Here is a 24,895-nt window from a genome sequence, read left to right on the forward strand (position 1 = left end):
CCTCAGCCACGCCTGACTTAACGCTGGTGGACCGAAGCGGATTGCCGCCCGACCCACCCTGCGCAGGCGTGCGAGCGCTTAGATGCCGGCGTGCAGACGTTCCTGGGCCATGCGATCGGCCACCGCCGTGGTGGTGCCGCCCTCGCGCTCGGCGCGCTGGAAAATCTCCTCCAGGGTGGCGCCGATACCTTCGATATGCGCCTTGAGGTCAGCGGTGCTGCCACCGTTGCGCTCGTAGCAGACATCGATGATGCCACCGGCATTGATCGCGTAATCCGGGGCATACAGACAGCCACGACGGCGCAGCTCCTCGGCCAGTGCGGCATCGGCCAACTGGTTGTTGGCCGCCCCGGCGATGACCGGCGCGCGCAATGCTTCGAGGGTCTGCGGGTTGATGATCGCGCCCATGGCGCAGGGGGCGAACACGTCGACATCCAGGCCGTAGATATCGTTCTGGCCGACTGCAGTGGCGCCCAGTTGCTCTACTGCGCGGCGCACATTGGCCTCGACGATGTCGGTCACCCACAACTCGGCGCCCGCTTCCTTGAGCTGCTGCGCCAGACCGAAGCCGACCTGGCCAACGCCCTGGATCGCCACCCGCAGCCCCTTGAGATCGTCACGGCCAAGGCGGTGCTTGACGGCCGCCTGCAGGCCGATGAACACCCCGTAGGCGGTGGACGGCGACGGGTCGCCATTGCGCATACCGCCGCCAAAGGCCTCGCGCTGACCGGCGCCGGCGACATGGCGGGTGCGCTCGGCCATGATCTGCATTTCCGCCACCCCGGTACCGGAGTCGGCGGCAGTGATGTAACGCCCACCCAGGCTGTCGACGAAATCGCCCATGGCCTGGAACAGCGCCGCGCTCTTGCCGGTGTGCGGATTGCCGATGATCACCGCCTTGCCGCCACCCAGTGGCAGCCTGGCCAGCGCCGACTTGTAGCTCATGCCACGCGACAGGCGCAGCACATCACGCAGCGCTTCCTCGTCGCTGGCGTAGGGCCACATGCGGCAACCGCCCAGGGCCGGGCCGAGGTTGCGGTTATGGATGGCGATGATGGCCTTCAGACCGCTGGCCTGATCGTGGCCGTAGACCACCTGTTCGTGGTGATCGAATTCGATATGGGAAAACACGGACATGGGGATTCCTTGAGACGTTCTTGTTTTGGGGTCGGGGTTGCAAAGGTCGTTGCAGGAGGCCCGCCTTAGAGGCGGGCCTCCTGCATTACAAAGTGCGCATCAGGCCGCCGGCTCGAACAGCTGCACCGCCTGGATCTCGTTGACCAGCAGGCGCGCCTTGAGTTGGCGCTCCTGCTCGCGCACCTTGACCAGGCTCTGCTCCTTGACGTGGCCATAACCGCGGATCTGCTCCGGCAATTCGGCCAATGCCACGGCGCTGCGGTAGTTGTCGGCATTCAGCTGCTTGAGCAGGAAGTCGACGCTGCGTTCGTAGTCCTCGATCAGTTGCAGCTCCAGCTTGCGCTCGGCGCTGTAACCGAACAGGTCGAGCGGCGTGCCGCGCAGGATCTTCAACTTGGCCAGCAGGCCGAAGGCCTTGAGCATCCAGGGTCCGAACTGGCGCTTGCGCGGCTGGCCGGTACTTGGATCGGGCTTGGCCAGCCAGGACGGCGCCAGGTGGAACTCCAGACGGTAGTCACCCTGGAATTGCGCCTCGAGTTGCTGGATAAAGTTACCGTCACTGTACAGCCGCGCCACCTCGTACTCGTCCTTGTAGGCCAGCAGCTTGGAGTAGTAGCGCGCCACCGCACGGCTCAGGGCCTGATCGGCGCCCTGGTCGGCCAGGCGCACGCGCTGCACCAGCGCGCGGTAGCGCTCGGCATAGGCGGCGCTCTGGTAGGCCGTGAGGAAGTCGACGCGGAACTGGACGATCTGGTCCAGGGTTTCGCAGCGCGGCGCCTCCACCACCTTGGGGCTGGCCAGCTTCTCCACTGCGGCGACATCGTGCGCCGCACGGCGGCCCCAGAGGAACGCCTGCTGGTTGAGCTGCACGGCCACGCCGTTGAGTTCGATGGCTTTGCCGATGGCTTCGGCAGACACCGGCACCAGGCCTTTCTGATAGGCATAGCCGAGCATGAACAGGTTGCTGGCGATGCTGTCACCGAGCAGGCGGGTGGCCAGGCGGGTGGCGTCGACAAAATGCGTCTTGGCCGCGCCCACTGCCTCGATCAGCGCCTCGCGCATGGCCGCGCCGGGCACCTGGGCGTCAGGGTTACGGGTGAACTCGGCGGTGGCCGCTTCATGGCTGTTGATCACCGCATGGGCAATCTTGTCGTTGAGCTTGGCCAGGGCGTCCTCGCTGGCGGCGACCACCAGGTCACAACCGAGCAGCAGGTCGGTCTCGCCGGCGGCGATGCGCACGGCAAAGATATCGTCCTGCTTGGCGGCGACGCGAATATGGGTAATCACCGGACCGAACTTCTGCGCCAGACCGGCCTGGTCGAGCACGCTGCACCCCTTGCCTTCCAGGTGCGCGGCCATGCCCAGCAATGCGCCGACCGTGGTCACGCCACTGCCGCCGACTCCCGGCAGAAGGATGTTCCACGGCCGCTCGAGGCTCGGCTGCCTGGGTTCCGGCAGGGCCTCGAACAGGGCGTTCTTGCCGACCCCCTCCGGCTTGCGCAAGCTGCCGCCGTGCACGGTGACGAAGCTCGGGCAGAAGCCCTCGACGCAGCTGAAATCCTTGTTGCAGGAATTCTGGTCGATCTCGCGCTTGCGCCCCAGCTCGGTTTCCAGCGGCAGCACCGACAGACAGTTGGACTTGACGCTGCAATCGCCGCAGCCCTCGCACACGGCCGGATTGATGAAGGCGCGCTTGGCCGGGTCGACCAGCTTGCCGCGCTTGCGCCGACGGCGCTTCTCGGTGGCGCAGGTCTGGTCATAGATGATCACCGAGGTGCCCTTGAACTCGCGCAGCTCGCGCTGCACTGCATCCAGATCGTTGCGGTGATGGAAGCTGACGATAGGCGCGAAGCCGGCGCGGCTCGGGTACTTGTCCGGCTCGTCGCTGACCAGGGCAATCCGCTTGACGCCCTCGGCGAACACCTGCTGACTGAGCTGGTCGACGCGCAGTTCACCGTCGATCGGCTGGCCGCCGGTCATGGCCACCGCGTCGTTGTAGAGGATCTTGTAAGTGATGTTGACCCCGGCAGCCACCGCCGCACGCAGGGCCAGCTGGCCGGAATGGAAGTAGGTGCCGTCGCCGAGGTTCTGGAAGATGTGCGGGGTGTCGGTGAACGGCGCCTGGCCAATCCAGGTCGCGCCCTCGCCGCCCATCTGGGTGAAGGTGTCGGTGTTGCGGTCCATCCATTGGGTCATGTAGTGGCAACCGATGCCGCCCTGGGCGCGGCTGCCTTCCGGCAGTTTGGTCGAGGTATTGTGCGGGCAGCCGGAGCAGAAATGCGGGGTGCGCAGGGTGTGGTGCTTGGGCGCCGCCAGGGAGGCTTCCTTGGCCGCCAGAAAGGCCAGACGCTCGTCGATGCTGGCACTGCTGTAGATCGGCGCCAGGCGCTTGGCGATGGCGCGGGCGATCATCGCCGGGGTCAGCTCGGACAGGTTAGGCAGCAGGGAATTGCCGTCCTCGTCGAACTCGCCGACCACCCGCGGACGCTTGCCCAGCGGCCAGTTGTACAGCTGACCGGTCAGCTGGTCCTCGATGATGCTGCGCTTCTCCTCGACCACCAGGATCTCGTCCAGGCCCTCGGCGAACTCGTGCACCGACACCGGCTCCAGCGGCCAACTCATGCCGATCTTGAGGACGCGCAGACCGACCTGGGCGCACAACTGTTCATCCAGGCCGAGGTCTTCCAGGGCCTGACGCACGTCCAGGTAGGACTTGCCGGTGGTGACAATGCCCAGCCGCGGATTGGGCGAATCGAGCATCAGCGGATTCAGGTTGTTGGCACGGGCAAAGGCACGGGCAGCGTAGATCTTGTAGGTGTTGAGGCGTTTTTCCTGGGCCAGCGGTGGATCCGGCCAGCGGATATACACGCCGTCTTCCGGCAACTCGAAGTCCTCGGGGATCTTCACCTCGACGCGCAGCGGATCGACATCCACCACCGCCGAGGAATCGACGTTCTCGGCGATGGTTTTCAGCGCCACCCAGCAACCGCTGTAACGCGACAGCTCCCAGCCGAGGATGCCGTAGTCGAGGATTTCCTGGACATTGGCCGGATTCAGCACCGGAATCGAGGCGGCGATAAAGGCGTGCTCGCTCTGGTTGGCGATGCTCGAGGATTTGCAGCCATGGTCATCACCGGCCAGCAGCAAGACGCCGCCATGCTCGGAGACGCCGGCCGAGTTGCCGTGCTTGAACACATCGCCGCAGCGGTCGACGCCCGGGCCCTTGCCGTACCACATGGCAAACACACCGTCGTAGCGGGCGCCGGGGAACAGGGTGGTCTGCTGGCTGCCCCACACCGAGGTGGCGGCCAACTCTTCGTTGACCCCAGGCTGGAAGTGGATGGCGTTTTCCTGCAGGAAGCTCTTGGCCTCCCACAGGCTCTTGTCCAGGTTGCCCAGCGGCGAGCCACGGTAGCCGGAGATGAAACAGGCGGTGTTCAGGCCGTGGGCCGTGTCGCGTTGCTTCTGCAGCATCGGCAGGCGGGTCAGCGCCTGGGTGCCGGTGAGGTACAGGTGACCAGTGGCAAGGCGATACTTATCATCCAGGCGGATCTCAGCCAGAGACATGCGGGCGCTCCTTTTATTTTTATGGCGAGCTGCGAGGGCACCGGTTAATGCCTTCGCGGTTCTGTTTACCCCGGGATCACCGGGCTAAACGACTGGCTAAGAATATGACTGAGCGGTACGGAGATTTTATTTCTAATTTCGGGAACAAAAGCCAATACTGCGCATGACGATTGCAACAATTACAAAAAATCGGGATAAATCATGCAAGAAAAGCTCGGCCCCATCGATCGCAAGATTCTCCGCCTGCTGCAGCACAACGCCGACCTCTCCGCCGCCGAGATTGCCGAGAAGGTCGAGCTGTCACAATCGCCCTGCTGGCGGCGGATTCATCGCATGCAGGAGGAAGGCCTGATCGAGCGCAAGGTCGCCCTGCTCAACCCCAAGTTGCTGGGCCTGGGCATGACCGTATTCGTCGACATCAAGCTGTCGGCCCACGGCCGCAAGAACCTGGAGGAATTTGAACAGGCGGTGGTTGGTTACTCTGAAGTGCTGGAGTGCTACACCATGGCCGGCGGTTCGGACTACCTGCTCAAGGTAGTGGCCAAGGACATCGCCAGCTACGAGCGCTTCCTGCGCGACCACCTGCTGCAACGCCCGCACGTGCAGGAAGCGCATTCGAATATCGCCATGAGCGAAGTCAAACGCACCACCGAATTGCCACTGGATTGAGCTGTGCTCTACAGCTCGTGGACCTGCATCAGGCCCGACGGATGTCTGCCCGCAACGCCAACGGCCGGGAAAGACGCCCAGAAACAGTTCCTCCGACACTTTCGCTGCAGGCCTGGGTCACAGCACCCGACCGTCATGGGCCAGGCTCACGCCCGCGGGCAATGCCTTGGGGTTATCCAGCAGCCAGGTGTCGAAGCTGTGACCGATATGGGTCAGCACCGCTTCGCCCGGCTGCAGCCTCTTGATCACCTCCAGCGCCCGTGTCAGGTCGTTGTGGTTGCGCGGCGCCTGCGGCTGCGGCGCGGTTGAGCAATCCAGCACCAGCAGATCCAGCGACGATTGCAGCAAGACCTGACAACTGTCTTCCGGCACGCCGAGGGTATCGGTGAGGTAGGCGATACGCCGGCCCTCGGCTTCCAACAAATAGCCGAAGGTTGGTCTGGAATGATTGAGCGGCAACGCGGTGACCGCTAGCGCGCCCCACTGACGCCGCTCGAAGGCGGCAAAGGGCTGGCTAAAATCAAGAATGCCAGGGTGCTTGTACAGGTCCGCCAGGCCCTCTGGATCATCCGGGCCATGCACCGGAATGATCAAACCCTGGCCCCAACGCAGCTGCAGCAAGCCCTGGGCGTGATCGGCGTGATAATGAGTCTGCAAGATACCGCTCAGGCTATGAGGCGCAAAGCGTTCGCCCAGATCAGTCAGGCCAGAGTCGATCAACCAGCGCTCAGCGCCACATTCGATCAAGGCGCAGCAGGGGCCCCGCCGCCGTGACGGGTCGAGCCGGGCGCTGTCGCAAGCCGCACACGCACAGTTGTACACCGGTACCTGACGGGCATCGCCGGTGCCCAGCAGAGTCAGGATCATGTGCTGCTGGCGCCGATCAGCGCCAGCAACTTGTCCACCGAGTGTTCGAAATGGCTGGAGTTATCCAGCAGGTGTAGCCCCTCTGCGAGAGCCGCGGCACTGCTGTCGAACTCGGCATTGCGTGCCAGGCGCTGTTCAATTTGCGCTGAGGTTTCACGCCCACGCGCATGCAAACGCTGGCTCAGGACCGCATGATCCACCGTCAGCAACACGCCCATCAATTCGGGATAACGCAGCCGTGCTTGCAGCAGATAACCCCGTGAGCCATTGACCAGCACGTCCTGCCCTGCCATCAGCCACTCATCAATCCGCCGCGAGATGCCATAGGCCAGGCCATTAGCGCGCCAACTCAAGGCAAAAGCGCCCTCGGCTTCCAATTGATCAAACTCGGCAGGAGTGACGCCAATGGCGTCCTCCCCAACCGCCTCTGCCGAACGGGTGATAATCCGACGGGCGACCTGGCAACCGCGCTCGGCCAGACGCTCACGCGCCGCATTCAACAGGCTGTCCTTGCCCGAGCCCGAGGGTCCCATCAAATAGATCAACCTGCCGCTCATCAAAACACCCTGTTCGCTTGTCGCCAGACCTGCTGGATCACCGCCTGGCCGTCATGCACCTGTGCGTGGATCAAGTCCGCACGCAACCCGACGCGAATTTCGCCGCGGTCATACAGCCCCGCCGCTTGCGCGGGCGAACGGCTTACCGTGGCAATCGCCCGCGGCAAATCATACCCGTTGTCCTGTTCGGCCAGCATAAAAGCTGCCTGCAGCAAGCTGGCCGGATAATAGTCACTGGATAGGATATCCAGCACCTCATGACAAGCCAGTTCGGCCGCGGCAATGTTGCCCGAGTGCGAACCGCCACGGACGATATTCGGCGCGCCCATCAACACCTTGAGCCCCAGCTTGTGGCTGGCCGTGGCGGCTTCCAGGGTGGTGGGGAACTCGGCGATCGACATGCCAAAACCTGCCGATTCCTGCACATGGGCCAGGGTCGCGTCATCGTGACTGGCCACCGCCAGGCCACGGGCATGACACTCCTCGACGATGGTGCGGCGATAACGGTCGCTGAATTCGATGGAGTTGGCCACTTGCTCCTTGATAAAGGCATCCATCTCTGCGGTGCTCAAGTGGTACTTACCCATGTAGTACTCACGGTACTTGTCTTCCTTGGCGAACTGACGCTGGCCCGGCGAGTGATCCATCACCGACACCAGTTGTACCAGCGGGTGTTCTACCAGATCGCGGAAAACCGCCAGGCTATCCGGGTGGCACAACTCGCAGCGCAGGTGCAAAAGGTGATCGGCGCGCGTGTGGCCGGCCGCCGAGGCCCGGGCAATGGATTCAAGCATGGCGGGCAACTGCTGCATGCGTTTGCCACGCGGGTTGATGTCGCCAATGGCCAGGGCATCGAACACCGTGGTGATGCCGGCCGAGACGATCTGCGCATCATGGGTCAGCACCGCCGAGGTCGACGGCCAGTCCACCCCCGGCCGCGGGCTCATGTATTTTTCCAGGTTGTCGGTGTGCAGCTCGACCAATCCCGGCAGCAGGAAATCGCCACCGAGGTCGAGCGCTTGGGGCAAACCACTGACCCCCTCCTCCACCTGCGCAAGCAAACCGTCACGTAGCACCAGGGTGCCGACGAACGCCTGCTCGGCCGTCACCACCCGCGCATTGGTCAAAATCTGTTCAACCGGCATACACATACTCCTGCATGGGCGCGGCATCCGGGGTCATGTCGAGGAAACGATCCGCCACCGCCTCGCGGGCGGCGCGGTCATGGAAAATGCCGATCAGCGCCGAACCGGCAGCCTTGGCTTCATTGATCAGCGCCAGTACCACCTGACGATTGGCGTCGTCCAGCGACGCGGTCGGCTCATCCAGCAGCATCAATGGCCAGCTGACCATGAAGCCGCGGGCGATATTCACCCGCTGCTGCTCACCGCCGGAGAAGGTGCCGGGGGCCAGCTGCCAAAGGGCCTCGGGGATATTCAGGCGGCTCAGCAGTTGCTTGGCCCGCGCCTGGGCATCAGCGCGACTCCAGCCACGGGCCAGCGCCGGCTCCATCACTACATCCAGGGTCGCCACCCGTGGAATCACCCGCAGAAACTGGCTGACATAGCCCAGGGTCTGCCGGCGCACCGTTAGCACCTGACGCGGCTCGGCACCGACCAGCTCGACCCAGCCACCCTGATGACGCACGCGGATGCTGCCGCCGGCGGCCAGGTAATTGCCGTACAGGGTGCGCAGCAAGGTCGACTTGCCGGCACCGGATTGACCGTGCAACACCAGGCACTCGCCAGCGCGCACGCTGAAGTTGAGCCCGCTCAATACATTCAGCACCACGCCGTGTTGCTGATGCAGGGTGAAGGTCTTGCTGAGGTCGGAGACCTCGATCAGGTTGTGCATATAAACCTCGGATTAACCCTGTGGAAGCCAGCTTGCTGTGGTCTGGCATTCCAGCGATGTGACCATTGATCGCCAGCAAGCCGGCTCCTACAAACAGCAACTGTCATGGCTGCAGGACCGACGACACCAGCAGCTGCGAATAGGGATGCTGCGGGTCATCGAGGATCTGGTCGGTCAGGCCGGCCTCGACCACATGGGAGCGGCGCATCACCATCAACCGGTCCGCCAGCAGACGGGCGACCGCCAGGTCGTGGGTGACGATCACCACCGCCAGGTCCAGTTCGCGCACCAGACCGCGCAGCAGATCGAGCAAACGTGCCTGCACCGACACATCGAGGCCGCCGGTAGGTTCGTCCATAAAGATCAGCCGAGGGCTGGAGACCAGGTTGCGGGCGATCTGCAAACGCTGCTGCATGCCGCCGGAGAAGGTGCGCGGCAGGTCGTCGATGCGTAGCGGGTCGATTTCCACCTGGCGCAGCCAGTCGATGCCGGCCGCACGCAGTTCGCCATAATGGCGCACGCCCTGGGCCATCAGCCGCTCACCGATATTGGCGCCGGCTGACACGCCCATGCGCAAGCCGTCACGCGGGTTCTGCTCGACAAAGCCCCACTCGGTGCGCAACAGCGTGCGCCGCTGCGCCTCGCTGGTGCTGTACAGGTCAAGCGGATGACCGTCCGTATTGCGGTAGCTGACCGTGCCGCGATCCGGCGGGCAGCGTCCAGACAGCAGGCTTAGCAGGGTCGACTTGCCCGAGCCGGACTCGCCAACGATGCCCAGCACCTCACCTGGATAGAGGTCGAAGGACACGCCCTGACAGCCTTTTTCCGGGCCGTACAGTCGGGTCAGGTCGCGCACGCTGAACAGCGGCTGGGCCGTTGCGCTATGCGGCTGCAATTTCTCGGCGGCACTCATTGCGCGACCTCCTCATTGGCATCACGGCGTTGTATGCAGTAATCCGTATCGGAGCAGACGAAGCGCTTGCCGCCAGCGTCGTCGACGATCAGCTCGTCGAGGTAGGACTCGCGGCTGCCACAGAACGCACAGGACTCGTCCCAGCGCTGGATTTCGAAGGGGTGATCTTCAAAGTCCAGGCTGACCACCCGGGTGTAGGGCGGCACGGCATATAGGCGCTTCTCACGGCCGGCGCCGAACAGCATCAGCGCCGGGCTCATATGCAACTTGGGATTGTCGAATTTGGGGATCGGCGAGGGGTCCATCACATAGCGCTGGTCCACCGTTACTGGGTATGCATAGCTGGTGGCGATATGGCCGAAGGTCGCGATGTCCTCGTACAGCTTGACGTGCATCACCCCGTAATCCTCCAGCGCGTGCATGGTGCGGGTCTCGGTTTCCGAGGGTTCGATAAAGCGCAGCGGCTCGGGAATCGGCACCTGATAAACCACGATCTGGTCACCCGTCAGCGGCGCTTCCGGAATCCGATGGCGGGTCTGGATCACCGTCGCCTCGGGGGTGCGGGTCGTGGTTTTGACCCCTGTTGTACGGGCGAAAAAACGTCGTATCGACACCGCATTGGTCGTGTCGTCCGCGCCCTGATCGATCACTTTGAGGACGTCATCGGCACCGAGAATCGCCGCGGTAAGCTGCATACCACCGGTGCCCCACCCGTAGGGCAAGGGCATCTCGCGGCCGGCGAAAGGCACCTGATAACCTGGCACAGCCACCGCCTTGAGCAGGCCACGGCGGATCATGCGTTTAGTCTGCTCATCGAGGTAGGCGAAGTTATAACCCGTCTCGGTAGCGTGGTTGGCTTGAACCTGGGCATTCATGCGCCTTGCTCCTCGGCGACTGGCTGCTCGTTACTTGGCTTGCGCAGCTTGCGGATCAGCTCCAGCTCGGACTGGAAGTCTACGTAGTGCGGTAATTTCAGATGGGAGACGAAACCGCCGGCCTCGACGTTGTCGCAGTGCATCAGCACGAACTCCTCCTGCTGCGCCGGGCCCTCGACCTCTTCAGCGTATTCGGCGGCGCGCAACGAGCGGTCGACCAGGGCCATGCCCAAGGCCTTGCGTTCGGCGTAACCGAAGGCCAGGCCATAGCCGCGGGTGAATTGCGGATCGATGCCCTTGCCACCGACGAACTGGTTGACCATTTCGCATTCGGTCACCTCGATATCGCCGAGCGGTACGGCAAAACCCAGCTCCTCTGGCTCCAGCCAGACGTCGGCCTCACCGATGCGAATTTCCCCGGCGAATGGGTGGTTGCGCCCGTAGCCGCGCTGGGTCGAGTAGCCTAGCGCCAGGAGAAACCCTTCATCGCCACGGGCCAGGGCCTGCAGGCGCTGAGCACGACTGGCGGGAAAGCCCAAGGGCTCGCGGGTGATATCCGCTACCGCTGCGCCATCGTCCACTTCGCGGGCCATCAGGCCTTCCTCGGCGAGAAAATCCAGCACCTGCGGGCAGGCTGCCGGTTCGGCGCTGGCGTCCAGCTGCGGGCCGGGATGCATGCCTTCGGCCATGAGGGTGAAGTCCAGCAGGCGATGACTGTAGTCGAAGGTCGGGCCGAGCAACTGGCCTCCGGGCAGATCCTTGAAGGTCGCCGAGATGCGTCGGCTTAGCTGCATCTGCGAGGTTTCCAGCGGCGCACTCGCGGCGAAACGTGGCAGCGTGGTGCGGTAGGCGCGCAGCAGGAAGATGGCCTCCATCAGGTCACCGGCGCCCTGCTTGATAGCCAGGGCGGCCAGTTGCGGGTCATACAGCGAGCCTTCACTCATTACCCGGGCCACAGCCAGAGGCATCTGCTCGCGAACCTGATCGACGCTCAGCTCGGGAATGGCGGTATCGCCACGGCGTTTTTTCGCCAGCAGCAGGTGGGCATTGTCGATGGCGCGCTCGCCACCTTTGACGGCTACGTACATCAGGCGGCCTCCTCTGTACTCACGAAGCCTTCAAGCACGTGGGTGCTGCGCGGCAGGCCAATGATCTGGCGATTGGCGGCGAAGAAAGCATCCAGCCCCCGCGGAAAAGCGCTACGTGTACTGCGTTCTCGCCAGAACGCCGGTGTCAGTGGCAGATCAACACTGCGCACGTCCTTGATCCCGGGTCCGCGCCAACGCAGGGCCGGACCACCGCTCAAGGCAGCTAGTTGAATCAGCAAGGTGCAGGACTGGTCCGGGTAGCGTTCGCTGCCGTTATCGAACGCCGAGAGGTCTCCCAGTTCGCGCTCATCAAGCAGGGCGAACAGTGCCAGCTCGCGCTCAGCGACGATCGGGCAACCACAATGAAACGACAGATTGGCGCGGATCACTGGAGTATCGAAGCACGGGGCCAGCCACAACGGCGTATCGCCATCGAGAAAGGCCAGGCACAGGGCATAAGTGGCGGGCTGTAGACCATCCAGCGCCAAGGCACGATCCATGCCCTGCACCAGACCCGGTTCGGCCAGCGCCTTGAGCGCGGCACGGAAACTGGCCTGGGCATCGAGCACCGGATCGTTAAAGGCAGGTTGCAGCCAGTGCGAGCTATTTACCGGGCTCATCAATCTTCTCCTCTGACCAGGGTGAAAAATTCCACCTGGGTGGTTGCGGTTTCCGCGGCCCTGGTCGCCTGTTTGACGCGGTGAGCGGCAGCCAGGGGATCGATCATCCGGCTCAGCCAGTCCTGCTGCTGCGCACCCTGCAGGTGTGCATCGGCCAGGGCCGCCAGCTCGGCATGCTGCTTGTTGCGACCGGCCACATAGCTGTAGCCAGTACGGCCATCGGCCAGGCGCACCACGCAGCGGGTCACGCTCATCTCTCCGAGGTTGAAGGGGCTGCCGGTGCCGCCCATGCGCCCGCGCACCAGGGTCATGCCGATTTCCGGGGCGCGAATCAGGCGGTACTCGACCGCCTTCAACGCCGACTCGTAGGCCGTCAGCTGGCCAGCGGCGCGGGCGAGCACGCCCATCCAGCGCTGGCGGGTGGCGATGTACGGGTCGTTGTGCAACAGGTTGCGGTTCATCAACAAACCTCCATCAAAGGGCGAGCTGGTACTGGAAACGGTCGGCGCGGCTGGTCGAAAACGACAGCTCCACCGGCTGGCCAGCCAGATCGCGGGAAAGGGTCAGGACGCTGAGCAAGGGCGCGTGCCTGGGCATCAACAGCCGCGTTGCTTCCTCGCGGCTGGGCAAACGTGCACCAATCAGGCTGAAGGTGCGGGTCAAAGGCAGATCGCGCTGGATCAGGTACTGGCGCAGTGAGCCGCCTTGGTAGTCGGCCAACAACGGCGCATGGGTCAGGCTGAAGGCATGTCGAATCAGACTGACCGGCTGCCCCTCGATCAGGCGCAGGGTGGTCAACTCCAGCAGTTGCGTGCCCTCCGGCAGCTGCAGGTAACCGAGATCGTCCTGGCTGGCCGGGCGCACGCGGCGCCCCAGTAACTGCGCTTCGACCTTATGCCCGAGGGCCGATAACGAGGCGGTGAAGGCACTACCAGCTTGCATCGGATAGATCAGCGGCATGGCCAGCACCCGCGTGCCCTTGCCCTGCTGACGCAGCAGGCGGCCTTCAAGCACCAACTCGTCCACCGCGCGGCGCAGGGTGTGGCGGTTGACGGCAAAACGCGCGGCCAGCTGCACCTCGGCCGGCAGGTACTCGCCGGGGGGGATGCGCTGCAGCTCATCGCGCAGCACGGCGGCCAATTCGCGGTACAACGGCTCGATTTGTCTAGACAAGTGCATGGCTAATAAAGGGCATCCGCAGATGCCCAATCTCCGTCAGATAAATTGCTTACGCAGGCGCTGCGAGATGATGTCGAGCACGCTGACCACCAGGATGATCACAATCAGCAGGGCGCAGGTCTGAGCGAACTGGAAGCCGCGAATCGCCTCCCAGAGAATCACCCCAATGCCACCTGCTCCGACCATGCCGACCACCGTGGCCGAGCGCACGTTGGACTCGAAGCGGTACAAGGCATAGGAAATCCACAACGGCAGGACCTGCGGAATTACCCCGTAGATCACCTCCTGCAACGCGCTGGCACCGGTGGCGCGCACCCCTTCCACGGGACCGGGATCGATGGCCTCCACGGCTTCAGCGAACAGCTTGGCCAGCACCCCGGTGGTGCCGATAAATAGCGCCAGTACCCCGGCGAACGGGCCGAGACCGACGGCCACTACGAAGAGCATGGCGAAAACCATTTCGTTGATCGAACGGCAGGCATCCATCACCCGCCGAATCGGCTGATAGACCCACCAGGGCACGATGTTGTCGGAGCAGAGAATCCCTAAGGGTATGGCGCAGACAATCGCCAGCACTGTGCCCCACAGGGCAATCTGCACGGTGACGATCATCTCCTTGAGGTACAGCTCCCAGTTGCTGAAATCAGGCGGAAAGAAGTCCGCGGCAAAAGTCGCCATGTTGCTGGAGTCGCGGATCAGGGCCAGCGGATTCATCTCCGCGCCTTGCCAGGACCAGGCCAGTACAGCGAAAAACAGCCCCCAGCCAATCAGCTGCGTCCAGGAACGCTTAGCGGTCAATTCAGGTCTGGAAGCGGTGGTCAAAGTGGTCATAACGACTTCTCGATTGGTGCGGCATAAGCGATCGGCTCACCCTCGCAGGTGAGCCGACAACTGCAATCAACCTGCGCTGTTTGGGTTCTTCCGGGAGATTTCCGCCAGGCGCTTTGCCAGCTTGGCCAACTCGGCATCCAGCGCCTTGAGCCGCGCCTGCTTGTCGCTGTCCGACAACTTGTCGCTGTTGACCACTTCGGTGCGCTTCTTGAACAGATCAAGCTGACGGATCGGCAGCAGTTGATCGTCATCCGAGGACTTGAACTTGGCCCATTGCAGGCTTTCCAGGACTTTCTGCTCAGCCGGTTTGTCGCCGTAAGTCATGAAGAACTCGCGCACTTTGTTCTTGCTGGCGTCGTCAAGGTTTTTGCGCCAGACCATCGGGTCAGACGGGATCAGTGGTGAAGTCCAGATCACCTTCAATTGCGCTGCCTTATCCGGCGCGGTGACCTGCAGTCGCTCCATGCCTTCGCTGTTGAAGGTACCGACATCGATCTGCTTGTTGGCCACCGACAAGGCATTGACCTCATGACTACCGTTGAGCGCACGCTTGAAGATCTTGTTGGCATCGACATTGTTCTGCGCGAACACGTAGTAGCCCGGTACTAGATAGCCTGAAGTGGAGTTCGGGTCGCCATTGGCGAAGGTCAGGTTCTTGGCATTCTTCAGCATGTCTTCGATCGAATTCAGCGGGCTATCCTGGTGCGCCACCATCAGACTGTAATAACCCTGGGCGCCATTGGCGGCGACGGTTTGAGCGAAAATCTCGCCACCGGCGCGATCCACCGCCTCCATGGCCGCCTTATTGCCGTACCAGGCCACATCGACCTTGTCGAAACGCATGCCCTGGATGATGCCCGCGTAGTCGGGAGCGAAGAAGGCGTTGATCTTCAGGCCGGTCTGCGCGCCCATGTCCGCCAGAAAGGGGTCCCACGTAGTCTTGAGGTTTTGCGAGGACTCGGTGGAAATGATGCCGAAGTTGATTTCCTGCTCGGCGGCCTGGGCCAGGCCCAGGGTGGCGCTACTAAGCAGTATGGATGCAGCAAGAACACGACTGATGTGTTTGAACATGCGGAGCACTCCTAATCACGGATTGGCTAATGGATAGAACGGTTCAGGCGCTGGCGAGGCTCAGCGGTGCTTGTTGCGCCCCCTGCCGGCGCGGCTTGTCAGCCGGCAGTGCATCGCCAGGCAACTCCGCGCCGTACAGGTCATTGAGAAAGCTCGGAATGAGGCCTGCGGTTGGCCCGTCGAAATTGATACGCCCGGCCTTCAGCGCCACCGCACGCTGGCAATAGCGCATGGCGTAGTCGACCTGATGCAAGGTGACCACCACGGTGGTGCCGTCTTCACGGTTGATATCGGCGAGTATCTGCATGACCTTGCGTGCCGACTCGGGGTCGAGAGACGCAATCGGTTCGTCAGCAAGAATCACCTCGGCGCGCTGGCACAACGCCCGAGCAATGGCCACACGCTGCTGTTGGCCACCGGACAGCGTCGAAGCCCGCTGCAGGGCCAGGTCGGCCAGGCCAACCCGCGCCAGCGCCTGCATGGCGCGCTGCTTTTCTTCGGCACTGAACAGGCCGAGAGTGCCTCGCCAGCGCGGCATGCGCCCGAGACAACCAAGCAGGACGTTTTGCACTACGCTTAAACGAGCAACCAGATTGAATTGTTGGAAGATGTAGCCAATATCAGAGCGCAGGCGCCGCACTTCTCCATTTAAGCGCCCTTGCGCCTGCACTTGACGACCAAGCACTTGGATACAGCTGCCAGCACTACGGTCGGCGCAGGCCAGCCCGGCCAGATGGCGCAGCAAAGTGGATTTTCCGGAACCCGACGCGCCAATCAGTGCAACCATTTCACCTGGCTGGACGGACAAGGCAAGAGAGTAGAGCGCCTGCTTGCCGGCAAACGTTTTGTTTAGGCTCTCAACGCGGATCGCTGCGTTCATGGACTTGCCTCTTGTTAACGGTTTGACGGACCAGAGTCGCCGCCTGGTGTAGACCAAGCTAGGCAAACCCTGTGTCAGTCCCATTAACAGGCCATGACACTTCAGTGACTGTTGTTCTATTTCTTATATCGGGTAAGTAAATGCCTATTTTTTGCCCAACAATTCGCATTTCTAACAACGGGTGCTGGCAATGAGCCTTCATCCAAAATACAGTTAGACATGAACTTGACGTCAAATATTTGTTTAAGTGCGCAAGTGTCTTGAGGAAATGGCGATTCCGAGTGAACAGCTAGTGCTAAAGACGGTCAAACCAGTGACAATCACGTGGCTCACTGCCAGCATCGCTTCCCTGAACTAATCGGTTAAATGTATGCGCCCTATGAAACAGGCTATTTATTCCAGCCGCACGGCTGACAAATTCGTCGTTCGCTTGCCTGATGGTATGCGCGAGCGCATCGCTGATGTCGCGCGCAATCATCATCGCAGCATGAACTCGGAAATCATCGCCCGCCTTGAGCAGAGCATGCTTCAGGAAAGCAGTCTCGGCGATGAACTCAACGTAACCCTGGACAGTCCCGAACTGTCCTTGCACGAACGCGAGTTACTGCAGCGCTTCCGCCAGCTGTCACGTCGCCAGCAAAACGCCCTGGTGGCATTGATTGCCCATGACGCTGAAATAGCTGCCGAAGAAGCGTAAGTTGCGACGATAAAAACCGGCTCCCGAACCGGTTTTTTTGTTCGCCAAAGAAAAGCCGCCCTGAACAGGCGGCTTTTCTTTGTCTACAGCACCTAAAGGCCCTTGTCGCTATCCAACAAAGTTGAGCAGCACACCGGCCGCCACTGCCGAGCCAATCACCCCGGCCACGTTCGGGCCCATGGCATGCATCAGCAGGAAGTTCTGCGGATTGGCTTCCAGGCCGACCTTGTTCGATACCCGCGCGGCCATCGGCACCGCCGACACCCCGGCCGAACCGATCAAGGGGTTGACCTTGTGCTTACTGAACACATTCATCAGCCTGGCCATCAACACCCCCGACGCCGTTCCGGCACAGAAGGCCATCATACCCAGCAGCAGAATCGCCAGGGTCTTGATCTGCAGGAAGGCTTCGGCCGACAGCTTGGACCCCACGGTCAGACCGAGGAAGATGGTGACTATGTTGATCAGCGCGTTACGCGAGGTATCGGCCAGACGCTCGACCACACCGGCTTCGCGCAGAAGGTTGCCAAGGGCGAACATACCCACCAGCGGCGCCGCATCTGGCAGCAGCAAGCCGACCAGCAGACACAGCACCAACGGGAAGATGATCTTCTCGGTCTGCCCGACCGGACGCAATTGCTCCATGACGATGGCGCGCTCGGCCTTGGTGGTCAGCGCCCGCATGATCGGCGGTTGAATCAAGGGGACCAGCGCCATATAAGCATAGGCCGCCACGGCAATCGGCCCGAGCAGATGCGGCGCCAGCTTGGAGGTGACGAAGATCGAGGTCGGACCGTCCGCGCCGCCAATGATGGCGATCGAGGCCGCTTCCTTGAGGGTGAACTCCAGCCCCGGAATACCCAGGGAGGCCAGGGCCAGGGCGCCAAGCAGGGTACCGAAGATACCGAACTGCGCCGCTGCACCCAACAGCAGGGTCTTGGGATTGGCCAGCATCGGCCCGAAGTCGGTCATCGACCCGACACCCATGAAAATCAGCAGCGGAAACACGCTGGTGGGCAGGCCGACCTCATAGATCATGTGCAGGAAGCCGGCGCCTTCGCCCATGTTGGCAACGGGAATGTTCGACAACAGGCCACCGAAGCCGATCGGGATCAACAGCAGCGGCTCGAAACCTTTCTTGATCGCCAGGTAGATCAGCAGCAGGCAGATCGCGATCATGAAAACCTGACCCGGCTCTACATGATAGAGACCCGTGCTCTGCCACAGCTTGAGGAGCTTATCCATGATCCGCCCCTTAGCCGATGGTCAGCAGGCTGTCGCCCACCGCCACTGCATCGCCGACCTTGATGTTGACTGCACCGATGACGCCCGCCTTGAACGCGCGAATCTCGGTTTCCATCTTCATCGCTTCGAGGATGATCAGCAGTTGGCCGTCCTCGACTGACTGCCCAGGCTGCACCAGCACCTTGAAGATGTTGCCGGCCAGCGGGGCGTTCTGCGGTTCGCCAGCACCCACCGGCGCCGCCGCGACAGCAGGCGCAGCACCGGCTGCGGCGCCACCGAGCGGCTTGAGGCCTTCGATGTTGCCACCCTCGTTAACCTGCACCACGAAGGACTTGCCGTTGACTTCAACGGTGTAGACCTCGGGCTTGCCGGCTTCACGCGCTGGCAGCTCGTTGCCGCTCGGCGCCGGCTCGAAGGCCGCCGGGTTGCCACGGTTCTCCAGGAACTTCAGGCCGATCTGCGGGAACAGCGCATAGGTCAGTACGTCGTCGATTTCATCTTTGGCCAGCTTAATGCCCTTCTCCTGGGCGATACCCTTGAGCTCGGCGGTCAGCTTGTCCATCTCGGCATCCAGCAGATCCGCTGGGCGACAGGTGATGGCTTCGGCGCCATCCAGCACCCGTGCCTGCAGCTCCTTATTGAAGGGGGCCGGCGCTGCGCCGTACTCGCCCTTCAGCACACCGGCGGTTTCCTTGGTGATCGACTTATAGCGCTCACCGGTCAATACGTTGATCACCGCCTGGGTGCCGACGATCTGCGAGGTCGGCGTCACCAGCGGGATAAAGCCCAGATCCTCGCGCACTCGCGGAATCTCGGCCAGCACTTCGTCGAACTTGTCCTGGGCGCCCTGCTCTTTCAGCTGGCCTTCCATATTTGTCAGCATGCCGCCCGGCACCTGGGCCACCAGGATGCGCGAATCCACACCCTTGAGGGTGCCTTCGAACTTGGCGTACTTCTTCCGCACTTCGCGGAAGTAGGCGGCGATTTCTTCGAGCAGCAACAGATCCAGGCCGGTATCGCGCTCGGAACCCTGGAAGATCGCCACCACCGACTCGGTCGGCGAATGGCCGTAGGTCATCGAGAGCGAGGAAATCGCAGTGTCGACGTTGTCGATACCGGCCTCCACCGCCTTGACGATGGCCGCGGTCGACAGACCGGCCGTGGCATGGCATTGCATGTGAATAGGGATCGACAGGCTGGCCTTAAGGCGCGTCACCAGCTCGAAGGCGATGTACGGATTGAGGATGCCGGCCATGTCCTTGATCGCGATCGAATCGGCGCCCATGTCCTCGATCTGCTTCGCCAGGTCGACCCACATGTCCAGGGTGTGCACCGGACTGGTAGTGTAGGAAATGGTGCCCTGGGCATGCTTGCCCTGCTCCTTGACCGCCCGCAGCGCGGTCTGCAGGTTGCGCGGATCGTTCATCGCGTCGAACACGCGGAACACATCGACGCCATTGATGGCCGCACGCTCGACGAACTTCTCCACGACGTCATCGGCGTAGTGCCGATAGCCGAGCAGGTTCTGACCACGCAGGAGCATCTGCTGGCGGGTATTGGGCATCGCCTGCTTCAGCGCGCGGATGCGCTCCCAGGGGTCTTCGCCCAGGTAACGGATGCAGGAATCGAAAGTCGCGCCGCCCCAGGACTCCACCGACCAGAAGCCAACCTGATCGAGTTTGGGCGCGATCGGCAACATGTCTTCGAGGCGTACACGCGTCGCCAGAATCGACTGGTGAGCATCGCGCAGCACCACATCGGTAATTCCGAGTGCTTGTTTAACGGCAGTCATACAGGTGCTCCCTTTCGAACCTGACTCAACCGCGGCGAGCGCGGTGCTGATTGATAGCGGATTGAATAGCGGCAAGTACATCGCCATCCGGCTGCTGGATAGCGGACTTGGCGGTCGAGTGTGCGGCCGCGGGCACTGGCGTGTGGGGGGCGAACAGCTCGATCAGACGCGACATCACGCGGATCGCCACTACCAACATAATCAGGAAGAGGAATACAAAACCCAGGCCGAACAGCATGAGCTCGACACCCTCGAGCAGGAGTTGACTGGAGGCCATCTTGACTCCTTTTTGCCAGCAGCACTGAGCTGCATTCAGAATTGAGAGAAGCGCCCGAGGAATGCCCCGGGCAAAGCTGGCGCACCTTAGCTTGAAACAGTCGTTTGAAGCAAACCCCAGACTGCATTTGGCGACAAATACGGACAAAAAAGCGCCATACATTCACCCAATAAATAAGCGCCCCCTGCTAAAGCAGAAACACAGTGGCCAGCCCGAGGAAGATGAAGAAGCCGCCACTATCGGTCACAGCAGTAATCATCACGCTGGCCCCCATCGCCGGGTCGCGCCCCACACGCACCAGGGTCATGGGAATCAGCACCCCCATCAATGCCGCTAGCAGCAGGTTCAAGGTCATGGCCCCGGTCATCACCACACCCAGCGACCAGCTGTCGTACAGCATATAAGCCACCACACCAATCACCCCACCCCAGACCAGGCCATTGATCAAGGCGACGCTCAACTCCTTGCGAATAAGCCGCGCGGTATTACCGGTACTGACTTGGTCCAGCGCCATGGCGCGGACGATCATGGTAATGGTCTGATTGCCCGAGTTACCGCCGATACCGGCAACGATCGGCATCAAGGCGGCCAACGCCACCAGCTTCTCGATGGAACCCTCGAACAGGCCGATGACCCGGGAGGCAATGAACGCCGTAATCAGGTTGAGGGCCAGCCAGGCCCAACGGTTGCGCAGCGACTTCCAGACTGAGGCGAAGATGTCCTCCTCCTCGCGCAGACCCGCCATGTTCAGTACTTCGCTTTCGCTTTCTTCGCGAATCAGATCGACCATCTGGTCGATGGTCAGACGACCAATCAGCTTGCCGTTCTTGTCGACCACCGGCGTTGAGATCAGGTCGTAACGCTCGAACGCCTGAGCGGCATCGTAGGCATCTTCATCGGGATGAAAACTCACTGGATCGGTCGCCATCACCTCACTGACCAGCTTGTCCGGGTCGTTGACCAGCAAGCGTTTGACTGGCAACACACCCTTGAGCACGCCGTCGTAATCGACCACGAACAACTTGTCGGTATGTCCCGGCAGCTCTTTCAGCCGCCGCAGGTAACGCAACACCACCTCCAGGCTGACATCTTCGCGGATGGTGACCATCTCGAAGTCCATCAGCGCGCCAACCTGCTCCTCCTCATAGGACAACGCCGAACGAACCCGCTCACGCTGCTGCGCATCGAGGGTTTCCATCAACTCATGCACGACATCGCGCGGCAGTTCGGAGGCCAAATCTGCCAGCTCGTCGGCATCCATCTCCTTGGCCGCCGCAAGGATCTCGTGGTCATCCATGTCGGCGAGCAGCGTTTCGCGCACCGCATCGGATACTTCGAGGAGGATATCGCCGTCGCGCTCGACCTTGACCAGTTGCCAGACGGTCAGACGGTCGTCCAATGGCAGTGCTTCGAGGATATGGGCGACGTCGGCGGAGTGCAGTTCATCAAGCTTGCACTGCAACTCAGCCAGGTTTTGCCGGTGCACCAGGTTTTCCACCCGGTCATGATGCGGGCCTTCCTGACGATGCGTCAGGTCTTCGACCAGCTTATGCCGATGCAGCAACTCAACCACCTGGGCAAGGCGGTCCTGCAGGCTTTCTTGCGGCTTCTTGGCTTCTACTTCAGTCATGGCACGCTCCACCCCCAGCGGCGGCGCGCGCCAAAGAGGGTCAATCAATCAGTTCGCGATTGCACAATCGAGATTCAGAGTAACTACTGGGTAAGTCCATGGTGGTGGTCCACAAGCCCCGGCGGGGCTGACGGGCAAAATGATAACACCGCTCGGCGGCATTGCACGCTACAAAAAGCAGGCCCGAACAAGCCTTTACAGCGCAAACTTCAGCGCTTTCAAGAACCCGTAGCTACGACGCCGGAGACACCGTTCAAGGCACCACTGGCAAAGCCGATCTGATCAACTAGGCTTGCCAAACGACCGTCAAGGAGGACGTCACGATGCATGGACTGCACCGCGCAGCTTTCTGCGCCATCCTGTTATGCCCACCACCCCTGCTGGCCTCGACCGTTTTCCGCTGCGAAGACGCCAACGGCCATGTCACCTTCACCCTGCAAGGCTGCCCTGCCGAACACACGCTATATCTGCAGAATGCCTACAACGCCACACCAGGCAGCGGCAAACCCATTCCACTGGCCAAATCAACCGAACCATCACGCAGCAAGGTCGCGAAAAAGACCAGTGCGCTGGTAGTGATTGGTGAGCAGCAGGATGGTTGCGGCAACCTGGTTACCGGTAGCGAGCGCCGCACAGCCATCATCAAACAGCAGATACGCAGCGGCATGAACCGCAGCGACGTGGAAAGCAGCCTGGGCACACCGGACAGAGTCAGCAGCCAGAACGGCCAGACGCGCTATCACTACCGCGACCAGCAGGGCAACAGCCGCCAGGTCAGCTTCGATGAATCCGGCTGCGTGAAAGGCAAGCGTTAAGGTCCTGCCGGATGCCCACGATAAACCAGCGACTGAATGCGCCGGCACCAACCTCGACTTCGGCTGACAAGCGAGCCGCAGCAAGACCGGGCCAGCAGGACACTGGACAATAACGGCAGACAAAGAAAAAGGGCCTGCATCGCTGCAGGCCCTTCTATGTTGGTGCACTCAGGAGGATTCGAACCTCCGACCGCTCGGTTCGTAGCCGAGTACTCTATCCAGCTGAGCTATGAGTGCAAATGGCGCTTTTTAACCAGATCACCGCTGGCTTGAACTACGACCCGCATCGCTGCCAGTCATCTTCAATATGGTGCACTCAGGAGGATTCGAACCTCCGACCGCTCGGTTCGTAGCCGAGTACTCTATCCAGCTGAGCTATGAGTGCACTGTACGGGCGCATTATAGGGATTCAAATTTTTCAATCAAGCTTAAATCAGATTAATTTCAACAACTTACTGATAAAGCAGACTCTACACCCTATAACACTAAATAATGGCGGAGAAGGGGGGATTCGAACCCCCGACACCCTTTTGAGATGTACTCCCTTAGCAGGGGAGCGCCTTCGGCCACTCGGCCACCTCTCCGCAACACGGGGCGCATGATATCCATATTTGCCCCGCTTGCAAAGCCAAAAATTAGATAAAAATTAGTGGCTTGGTTCTTCGTCCTTCTCTTTCTGGATGCGCTGGTAAATTTCCTCACGGTGCACGGCCACTTCCTTCGGCGCGTTAACGCCGATACGCACCTGATTGCCCTTAACGCCCAACACGGTGACAGTGACCTCGTCACCCACCATCAGGGTCTCACCGACCCGGCGAGTTAGAATCAGCATTCCTTTCTCCTCACGGATTTAAATCCAATACAACAGTCTGCAAAAAAGAAAATGATGGCAGCCCCCATGCATATCAAGCGAGGCCTTCACCCAAGTATTGACTAGTGTGGGCAGAAAGAAAGTCCATCCACGCCAACCAAAAAGACAAAAGGCGCGCAGTAGTGCGCGCCTTCCGGGCGATGCCTCAGTCGCCCTGTCGGGCCGGGGCATCCAATTCAAAGGCGGTGTGCAGAGCCCGCACCGCCAATTCCAGATATTTCTCCTCGATCACCACGGATACCTTGATTTCCGAGGTAGAGATCATCTGGATATTGATATTTTCCTTGGCCAGGGCCTCGAACATGCGGCTGGCAACCCCGGCATGGGAGCGCATGCCGACGCCGACGATCGACACCTTGGCAATCTTGATGTCACCAATCACTTCGCGAGCACCCAGCTCACGCGCGGTATTTTCCAGCACCTGCTGCGCAGCCTGATAATCGTTGCGGTGCACGGTGAAGGTGAAATCGGTGGTGTTATCGTGCGCCACGTTCTGCACGATCATGTCGACTTCGATATTAGCGGCACTGACAGGGCCGAGAATCTTGAACGCCACGCCCGGGATGTCCGGTACGCCACGGATAGTCAGCTTGGCTTCGTCGCGGTTGAAAGCGATACCGGAGATGATCGGCTGTTCCATGGATTCCTCTTCATCAATCGTAATGAGGGTGCCCGGACCCTCCTTGAAGCTGTGCAATACGCGCAGCGGGACGTTGTATTTGCCGGCGAACTCCACCGAGCGGATTTGCAGCACCTTGGAACCCAGGCTGGCCATTTCCAGCATTTCCTCGAAGGTGATCTTCTCCAGGCGCTGTGCCTGGGGCACCACACGCGGGTCAGTGGTGTAGACACCATCGACGTCAGTATAGATCTGGCACTCGTCGGCCTTAAGCGCCGCCGCCAGGGCCACGCCCGTGGTGTCGGAGCCACCACGCCCCAGCGTGGTGATATTGCCGTGCTCGTCCACCCCCTGGAAACCGGCGACCACCACCACACGACCGGCCTTGAGGTCGGCACGCAGCTTCTGATCGTCAATCTGCAGGATCCGCGCCTTGTTGTGCGCGCTGTCGGTGAGAATACGCACCTGATTGCCGGTGTAAGACACCGCCGGCACACCACGGCGGATCAGCGCCATAGTCAACAGGGCAATGGTCACCTGCTCACCGGTGGACAACATTACGTCGAGCTCACGCGGCACCGGCTGGTCATCACTCGCCTGTTTGGCCAGCTCGACCAGCCGATTGGTTTCACCGCTCATGGCGGAAACCACGACCACAATGTCATCGCCGTTTTCGCGGAACTTCTTCACCTTCTCGGCCACCTGCTGAATCCGCTCAACAGTGCCGACGGAGGTGCCGCCAAATTTCTGTACGATCAAAGCCATTTCAAAGCCGCCTCAGCCCGTGAAGGGCGCCCATTAAACATTCAACTCAATATGCTGCCAAGGTCCACCGGGCGTA

The 24,895-nt window shown here is 61.5% G+C and carries 24 protein-coding genes and 3 tRNA genes; 3 read left to right on the plus strand and 24 right to left on the minus strand.

The features are described from left to right. Nucleotides 1-78: 78 nt before the first annotated feature. Nucleotides 79-1,137, minus strand: a complete 1,059-nt coding sequence (locus LJY18_RS10585; protein ID WP_238041751.1) for a Glu/Leu/Phe/Val dehydrogenase dimerization domain-containing protein — start codon at nt 1,135-1,137, stop codon at nt 79-81. Nucleotides 1,138-1,236: 99 nt separating this feature from the next. Then, on the minus strand, nt 1,237-4,704 hold the full coding sequence (locus LJY18_RS10590; RefSeq protein ID WP_238041752.1) for an indolepyruvate ferredoxin oxidoreductase family protein: 3,468 nt from the start codon (nt 4,702-4,704) through the stop codon (nt 1,237-1,239). A 201-nt stretch (nt 4,705-4,905) separates the two neighbouring features. Between LJY18_RS10590 and LJY18_RS10595 the strand changes: the two genes are divergently transcribed. Further along, nucleotides 4,906-5,373: an Lrp/AsnC family transcriptional regulator gene (locus LJY18_RS10595; protein ID WP_238041753.1), complete on the plus strand. Its 468-nt coding sequence runs from the start codon at nt 4,906-4,908 to the stop codon at nt 5,371-5,373. 117 nt (nt 5,374-5,490) lie between these two features. Here the strand turns inward: LJY18_RS10595 and phnP are convergent, their stop codons facing one another. The 13 genes from phnP to phnC form a co-directional block, all read right to left on the minus strand. Continuing rightward, entirely contained in the window at nt 5,491-6,240 is a 750-nt protein-coding gene (gene phnP / locus LJY18_RS10600; protein WP_238041754.1) for a phosphonate metabolism protein PhnP, read from the minus strand. Then, complete coding sequence (gene phnN, locus LJY18_RS10605; RefSeq protein ID WP_238041755.1) at nt 6,237-6,797, minus strand: phosphonate metabolism protein/1,5-bisphosphokinase (PRPP-forming) PhnN; 561 nt, start codon at nt 6,795-6,797, stop codon at nt 6,237-6,239. Before phnN ends, phnP begins: the two co-directional genes overlap by 4 nt. Beyond that, entirely contained in the window at nt 6,797-7,942 is a 1,146-nt protein-coding gene (locus tag LJY18_RS10610; RefSeq protein ID WP_238041756.1) for an alpha-D-ribose 1-methylphosphonate 5-triphosphate diphosphatase, read from the minus strand. The genes phnN and LJY18_RS10610 overlap by 1 nt, the downstream gene beginning before the upstream one ends. Continuing rightward, entirely contained in the window at nt 7,932-8,651 is a 720-nt protein-coding gene (gene phnL, locus LJY18_RS10615; protein WP_238041757.1) for a phosphonate C-P lyase system protein PhnL, read from the minus strand. Before phnL ends, LJY18_RS10610 begins: the two co-directional genes overlap by 11 nt. A 103-nt stretch (nt 8,652-8,754) precedes the next feature. Continuing rightward, entirely contained in the window at nt 8,755-9,564 is an 810-nt protein-coding gene (phnK, locus tag LJY18_RS10620; RefSeq protein ID WP_238041758.1) for a phosphonate C-P lyase system protein PhnK, read from the minus strand. Further along, a complete protein-coding gene (locus LJY18_RS10625) occupies nt 9,561-10,439 on the minus strand; it encodes an alpha-D-ribose 1-methylphosphonate 5-phosphate C-P-lyase PhnJ (protein ID WP_238041759.1) in 879 nt (292 codons plus the stop codon). The genes phnK and LJY18_RS10625 overlap by 4 nt, the downstream gene beginning before the upstream one ends. Continuing rightward, a complete protein-coding gene (locus LJY18_RS10630) occupies nt 10,436-11,527 on the minus strand; it encodes a carbon-phosphorus lyase complex subunit PhnI (RefSeq protein ID WP_238041760.1) in 1,092 nt (363 codons plus the stop codon). The genes LJY18_RS10625 and LJY18_RS10630 overlap by 4 nt, the downstream gene beginning before the upstream one ends. Continuing rightward, on the minus strand, nt 11,527-12,147 hold the full coding sequence (gene phnH, locus LJY18_RS10635) for a phosphonate C-P lyase system protein PhnH (RefSeq protein WP_238041761.1): 621 nt from the start codon (nt 12,145-12,147) through the stop codon (nt 11,527-11,529). The genes LJY18_RS10630 and phnH overlap by 1 nt, the downstream gene beginning before the upstream one ends. Further along, nucleotides 12,147-12,593: a phosphonate C-P lyase system protein PhnG gene (phnG, locus tag LJY18_RS10640; protein WP_442964486.1), complete on the minus strand. Its 447-nt coding sequence runs from the start codon at nt 12,591-12,593 to the stop codon at nt 12,147-12,149. The genes phnH and phnG overlap by 1 nt, the downstream gene beginning before the upstream one ends. 28 nt (nt 12,594-12,621) lie before the next feature. After that, a complete protein-coding gene (gene phnF, locus LJY18_RS10645) occupies nt 12,622-13,326 on the minus strand; it encodes a phosphonate metabolism transcriptional regulator PhnF (RefSeq protein ID WP_238041763.1) in 705 nt (234 codons plus the stop codon). Nucleotides 13,327-13,362: 36 nt separating this feature from the next. Continuing rightward, nucleotides 13,363-14,157 (minus strand): phosphonate ABC transporter, permease protein PhnE, encoded by a 795-nt coding sequence (gene phnE, locus LJY18_RS10650; protein WP_238041764.1) that lies wholly within the window; start codon nt 14,155-14,157, stop codon nt 13,363-13,365. Between the two features lie 66 nt (nt 14,158-14,223). Then, nucleotides 14,224-15,228, minus strand: a complete 1,005-nt coding sequence (gene phnD / locus LJY18_RS10655; protein WP_238041765.1) for a phosphonate ABC transporter substrate-binding protein — start codon at nt 15,226-15,228, stop codon at nt 14,224-14,226. Between the two features lie 43 nt (nt 15,229-15,271). Then, nucleotides 15,272-16,108 carry a phosphonate ABC transporter ATP-binding protein gene (gene phnC, locus LJY18_RS10660; protein WP_238041878.1) on the minus strand — a complete coding sequence of 279 codons (837 nt, stop codon included), beginning with the start codon at nt 16,106-16,108 and terminating at the stop codon, nt 15,272-15,274. Nucleotides 16,109-16,478: 370 nt separating this feature from the next. Between phnC and LJY18_RS10665 the strand changes: the two genes are divergently transcribed. Then, nucleotides 16,479-16,805 carry an Arc family DNA-binding protein gene (locus tag LJY18_RS10665; RefSeq protein WP_238041766.1) on the plus strand — a complete coding sequence of 109 codons (327 nt, stop codon included), beginning with the start codon at nt 16,479-16,481 and terminating at the stop codon, nt 16,803-16,805. Nucleotides 16,806-16,913: 108 nt separating this feature from the next. Here LJY18_RS10665 and LJY18_RS10670 read toward each other — a convergent pair whose 3' ends face one another. From LJY18_RS10670 to mgtE, 4 genes are all read right to left on the minus strand, one after another. Continuing rightward, on the minus strand, nt 16,914-18,050 hold the full coding sequence (locus LJY18_RS10670; RefSeq protein WP_238041767.1) for a sodium ion-translocating decarboxylase subunit beta: 1,137 nt from the start codon (nt 18,048-18,050) through the stop codon (nt 16,914-16,916). Between the two features lie 10 nt (nt 18,051-18,060). Then, nucleotides 18,061-19,842 (minus strand): sodium-extruding oxaloacetate decarboxylase subunit alpha, encoded by a 1,782-nt coding sequence (oadA, locus tag LJY18_RS10675; protein ID WP_238041768.1) that lies wholly within the window; start codon nt 19,840-19,842, stop codon nt 18,061-18,063. Nucleotides 19,843-19,867: 25 nt separating this feature from the next. Further along, nucleotides 19,868-20,119, minus strand: a complete 252-nt coding sequence (locus LJY18_RS10680) for an OadG family protein (RefSeq protein WP_238041769.1) — start codon at nt 20,117-20,119, stop codon at nt 19,868-19,870. A 187-nt stretch (nt 20,120-20,306) separates the two neighbouring features. After that, nucleotides 20,307-21,749, minus strand: coding sequence for a magnesium transporter (gene mgtE, locus LJY18_RS10685; protein ID WP_238041770.1), 1,443 nt, complete (start codon nt 21,747-21,749; stop codon nt 20,307-20,309). Nucleotides 21,750-22,072: 323 nt separating this feature from the next. On the opposite strand from mgtE, the gene LJY18_RS10690 reads away from it, so the two are divergent. Then, nucleotides 22,073-22,564 carry a DUF4124 domain-containing protein gene (locus LJY18_RS10690; RefSeq protein WP_238041771.1) on the plus strand — a complete coding sequence of 164 codons (492 nt, stop codon included), beginning with the start codon at nt 22,073-22,075 and terminating at the stop codon, nt 22,562-22,564. A gap of 160 nt (nt 22,565-22,724) precedes the next feature. On the opposite strand, the gene LJY18_RS10695 is transcribed toward LJY18_RS10690, so the two are convergent. The 5 genes from LJY18_RS10695 to LJY18_RS10715 form a co-directional block, all read right to left on the minus strand. Then, nucleotides 22,725-22,801 (minus strand) — tRNA-Arg (locus LJY18_RS10695). A gap of 71 nt (nt 22,802-22,872) precedes the next feature. Further along, nucleotides 22,873-22,949: transfer RNA gene (locus tag LJY18_RS10700), tRNA-Arg, on the minus strand. 108 nt (nt 22,950-23,057) lie between these two features. Further along, nucleotides 23,058-23,148: transfer RNA gene (locus LJY18_RS10705), tRNA-Ser, on the minus strand. A 62-nt stretch (nt 23,149-23,210) separates the two neighbouring features. Next, nucleotides 23,211-23,396, minus strand: a complete 186-nt coding sequence (gene csrA, locus LJY18_RS10710; RefSeq protein WP_010490393.1) for a carbon storage regulator CsrA — start codon at nt 23,394-23,396, stop codon at nt 23,211-23,213. A 184-nt stretch (nt 23,397-23,580) separates the two neighbouring features. Next, nucleotides 23,581-24,819: an aspartate kinase gene (locus LJY18_RS10715; protein WP_238041772.1), complete on the minus strand. Its 1,239-nt coding sequence runs from the start codon at nt 24,817-24,819 to the stop codon at nt 23,581-23,583. Nucleotides 24,820-24,895: the final 76 nt, after the last annotated feature.

The sequence above is a fragment of the Pseudomonas sp. MMS21 TM103 genome, from assembly GCF_022132145.1.
In the GTDB taxonomy this organism is placed as follows: domain Bacteria; phylum Pseudomonadota; class Gammaproteobacteria; order Pseudomonadales; family Pseudomonadaceae; genus Aquipseudomonas.

Coding starts and splice junctions, on each gene's coding strand:
- LJY18_RS10585 (WP_238041751.1), bottom strand. CDS start 1,137: ATGTCCGTGTTTTCCCATATCGAATTCGATCACCACGAACAGGTGGTC.
- LJY18_RS10590 (WP_238041752.1), bottom strand. CDS start 4,704: ATGTCTCTGGCTGAGATCCGCCTGGATGATAAGTATCGCCTTGCCACT.
- LJY18_RS10595 (WP_238041753.1), top strand. CDS start 4,906: ATGCAAGAAAAGCTCGGCCCCATCGATCGCAAGATTCTCCGCCTGCTG.
- phnP (WP_238041754.1), bottom strand. CDS start 6,240: ATGATCCTGACTCTGCTGGGCACCGGCGATGCCCGTCAGGTACCGGTG.
- phnN (WP_238041755.1), bottom strand. CDS start 6,797: ATGAGCGGCAGGTTGATCTATTTGATGGGACCCTCGGGCTCGGGCAAG.
- LJY18_RS10610 (WP_238041756.1), bottom strand. CDS start 7,942: ATGCCGGTTGAACAGATTTTGACCAATGCGCGGGTGGTGACGGCCGAG.
- phnL (WP_238041757.1), bottom strand. CDS start 8,651: ATGCACAACCTGATCGAGGTCTCCGACCTCAGCAAGACCTTCACCCTG.
- phnK (WP_238041758.1), bottom strand. CDS start 9,564: ATGAGTGCCGCCGAGAAATTGCAGCCGCATAGCGCAACGGCCCAGCCG.
- LJY18_RS10625 (WP_238041759.1), bottom strand. CDS start 10,439: ATGAATGCCCAGGTTCAAGCCAACCACGCTACCGAGACGGGTTATAAC.
- LJY18_RS10630 (WP_238041760.1), bottom strand. CDS start 11,527: ATGTACGTAGCCGTCAAAGGTGGCGAGCGCGCCATCGACAATGCCCAC.
- phnH (WP_238041761.1), bottom strand. CDS start 12,147: ATGAGCCCGGTAAATAGCTCGCACTGGCTGCAACCTGCCTTTAACGAT.
- phnF (WP_238041763.1), bottom strand. CDS start 13,326: ATGCACTTGTCTAGACAAATCGAGCCGTTGTACCGCGAATTGGCCGCC.
- phnE (WP_238041764.1), bottom strand. CDS start 14,157: ATGACCACTTTGACCACCGCTTCCAGACCTGAATTGACCGCTAAGCGT.
- phnD (WP_238041765.1), bottom strand. CDS start 15,228: ATGTTCAAACACATCAGTCGTGTTCTTGCTGCATCCATACTGCTTAGT.
- phnC (WP_238041878.1), bottom strand. CDS start 16,108: ATGAACGCAGCGATCCGCGTTGAGAGCCTAAACAAAACGTTTGCCGGC.
- LJY18_RS10665 (WP_238041766.1), top strand. CDS start 16,479: ATGCGCCCTATGAAACAGGCTATTTATTCCAGCCGCACGGCTGACAAA.
- LJY18_RS10670 (WP_238041767.1), bottom strand. CDS start 18,050: ATGGATAAGCTCCTCAAGCTGTGGCAGAGCACGGGTCTCTATCATGTA.
- oadA (WP_238041768.1), bottom strand. CDS start 19,842: ATGACTGCCGTTAAACAAGCACTCGGAATTACCGATGTGGTGCTGCGC.
- LJY18_RS10680 (WP_238041769.1), bottom strand. CDS start 20,119: ATGGCCTCCAGTCAACTCCTGCTCGAGGGTGTCGAGCTCATGCTGTTC.
- mgtE (WP_238041770.1), bottom strand. CDS start 21,749: ATGACTGAAGTAGAAGCCAAGAAGCCGCAAGAAAGCCTGCAGGACCGC.
- LJY18_RS10690 (WP_238041771.1), top strand. CDS start 22,073: ATGCATGGACTGCACCGCGCAGCTTTCTGCGCCATCCTGTTATGCCCA.
- csrA (WP_010490393.1), bottom strand. CDS start 23,396: ATGCTGATTCTAACTCGCCGGGTCGGTGAGACCCTGATGGTGGGTGAC.
- LJY18_RS10715 (WP_238041772.1), bottom strand. CDS start 24,819: ATGGCTTTGATCGTACAGAAATTTGGCGGCACCTCCGTCGGCACTGTT.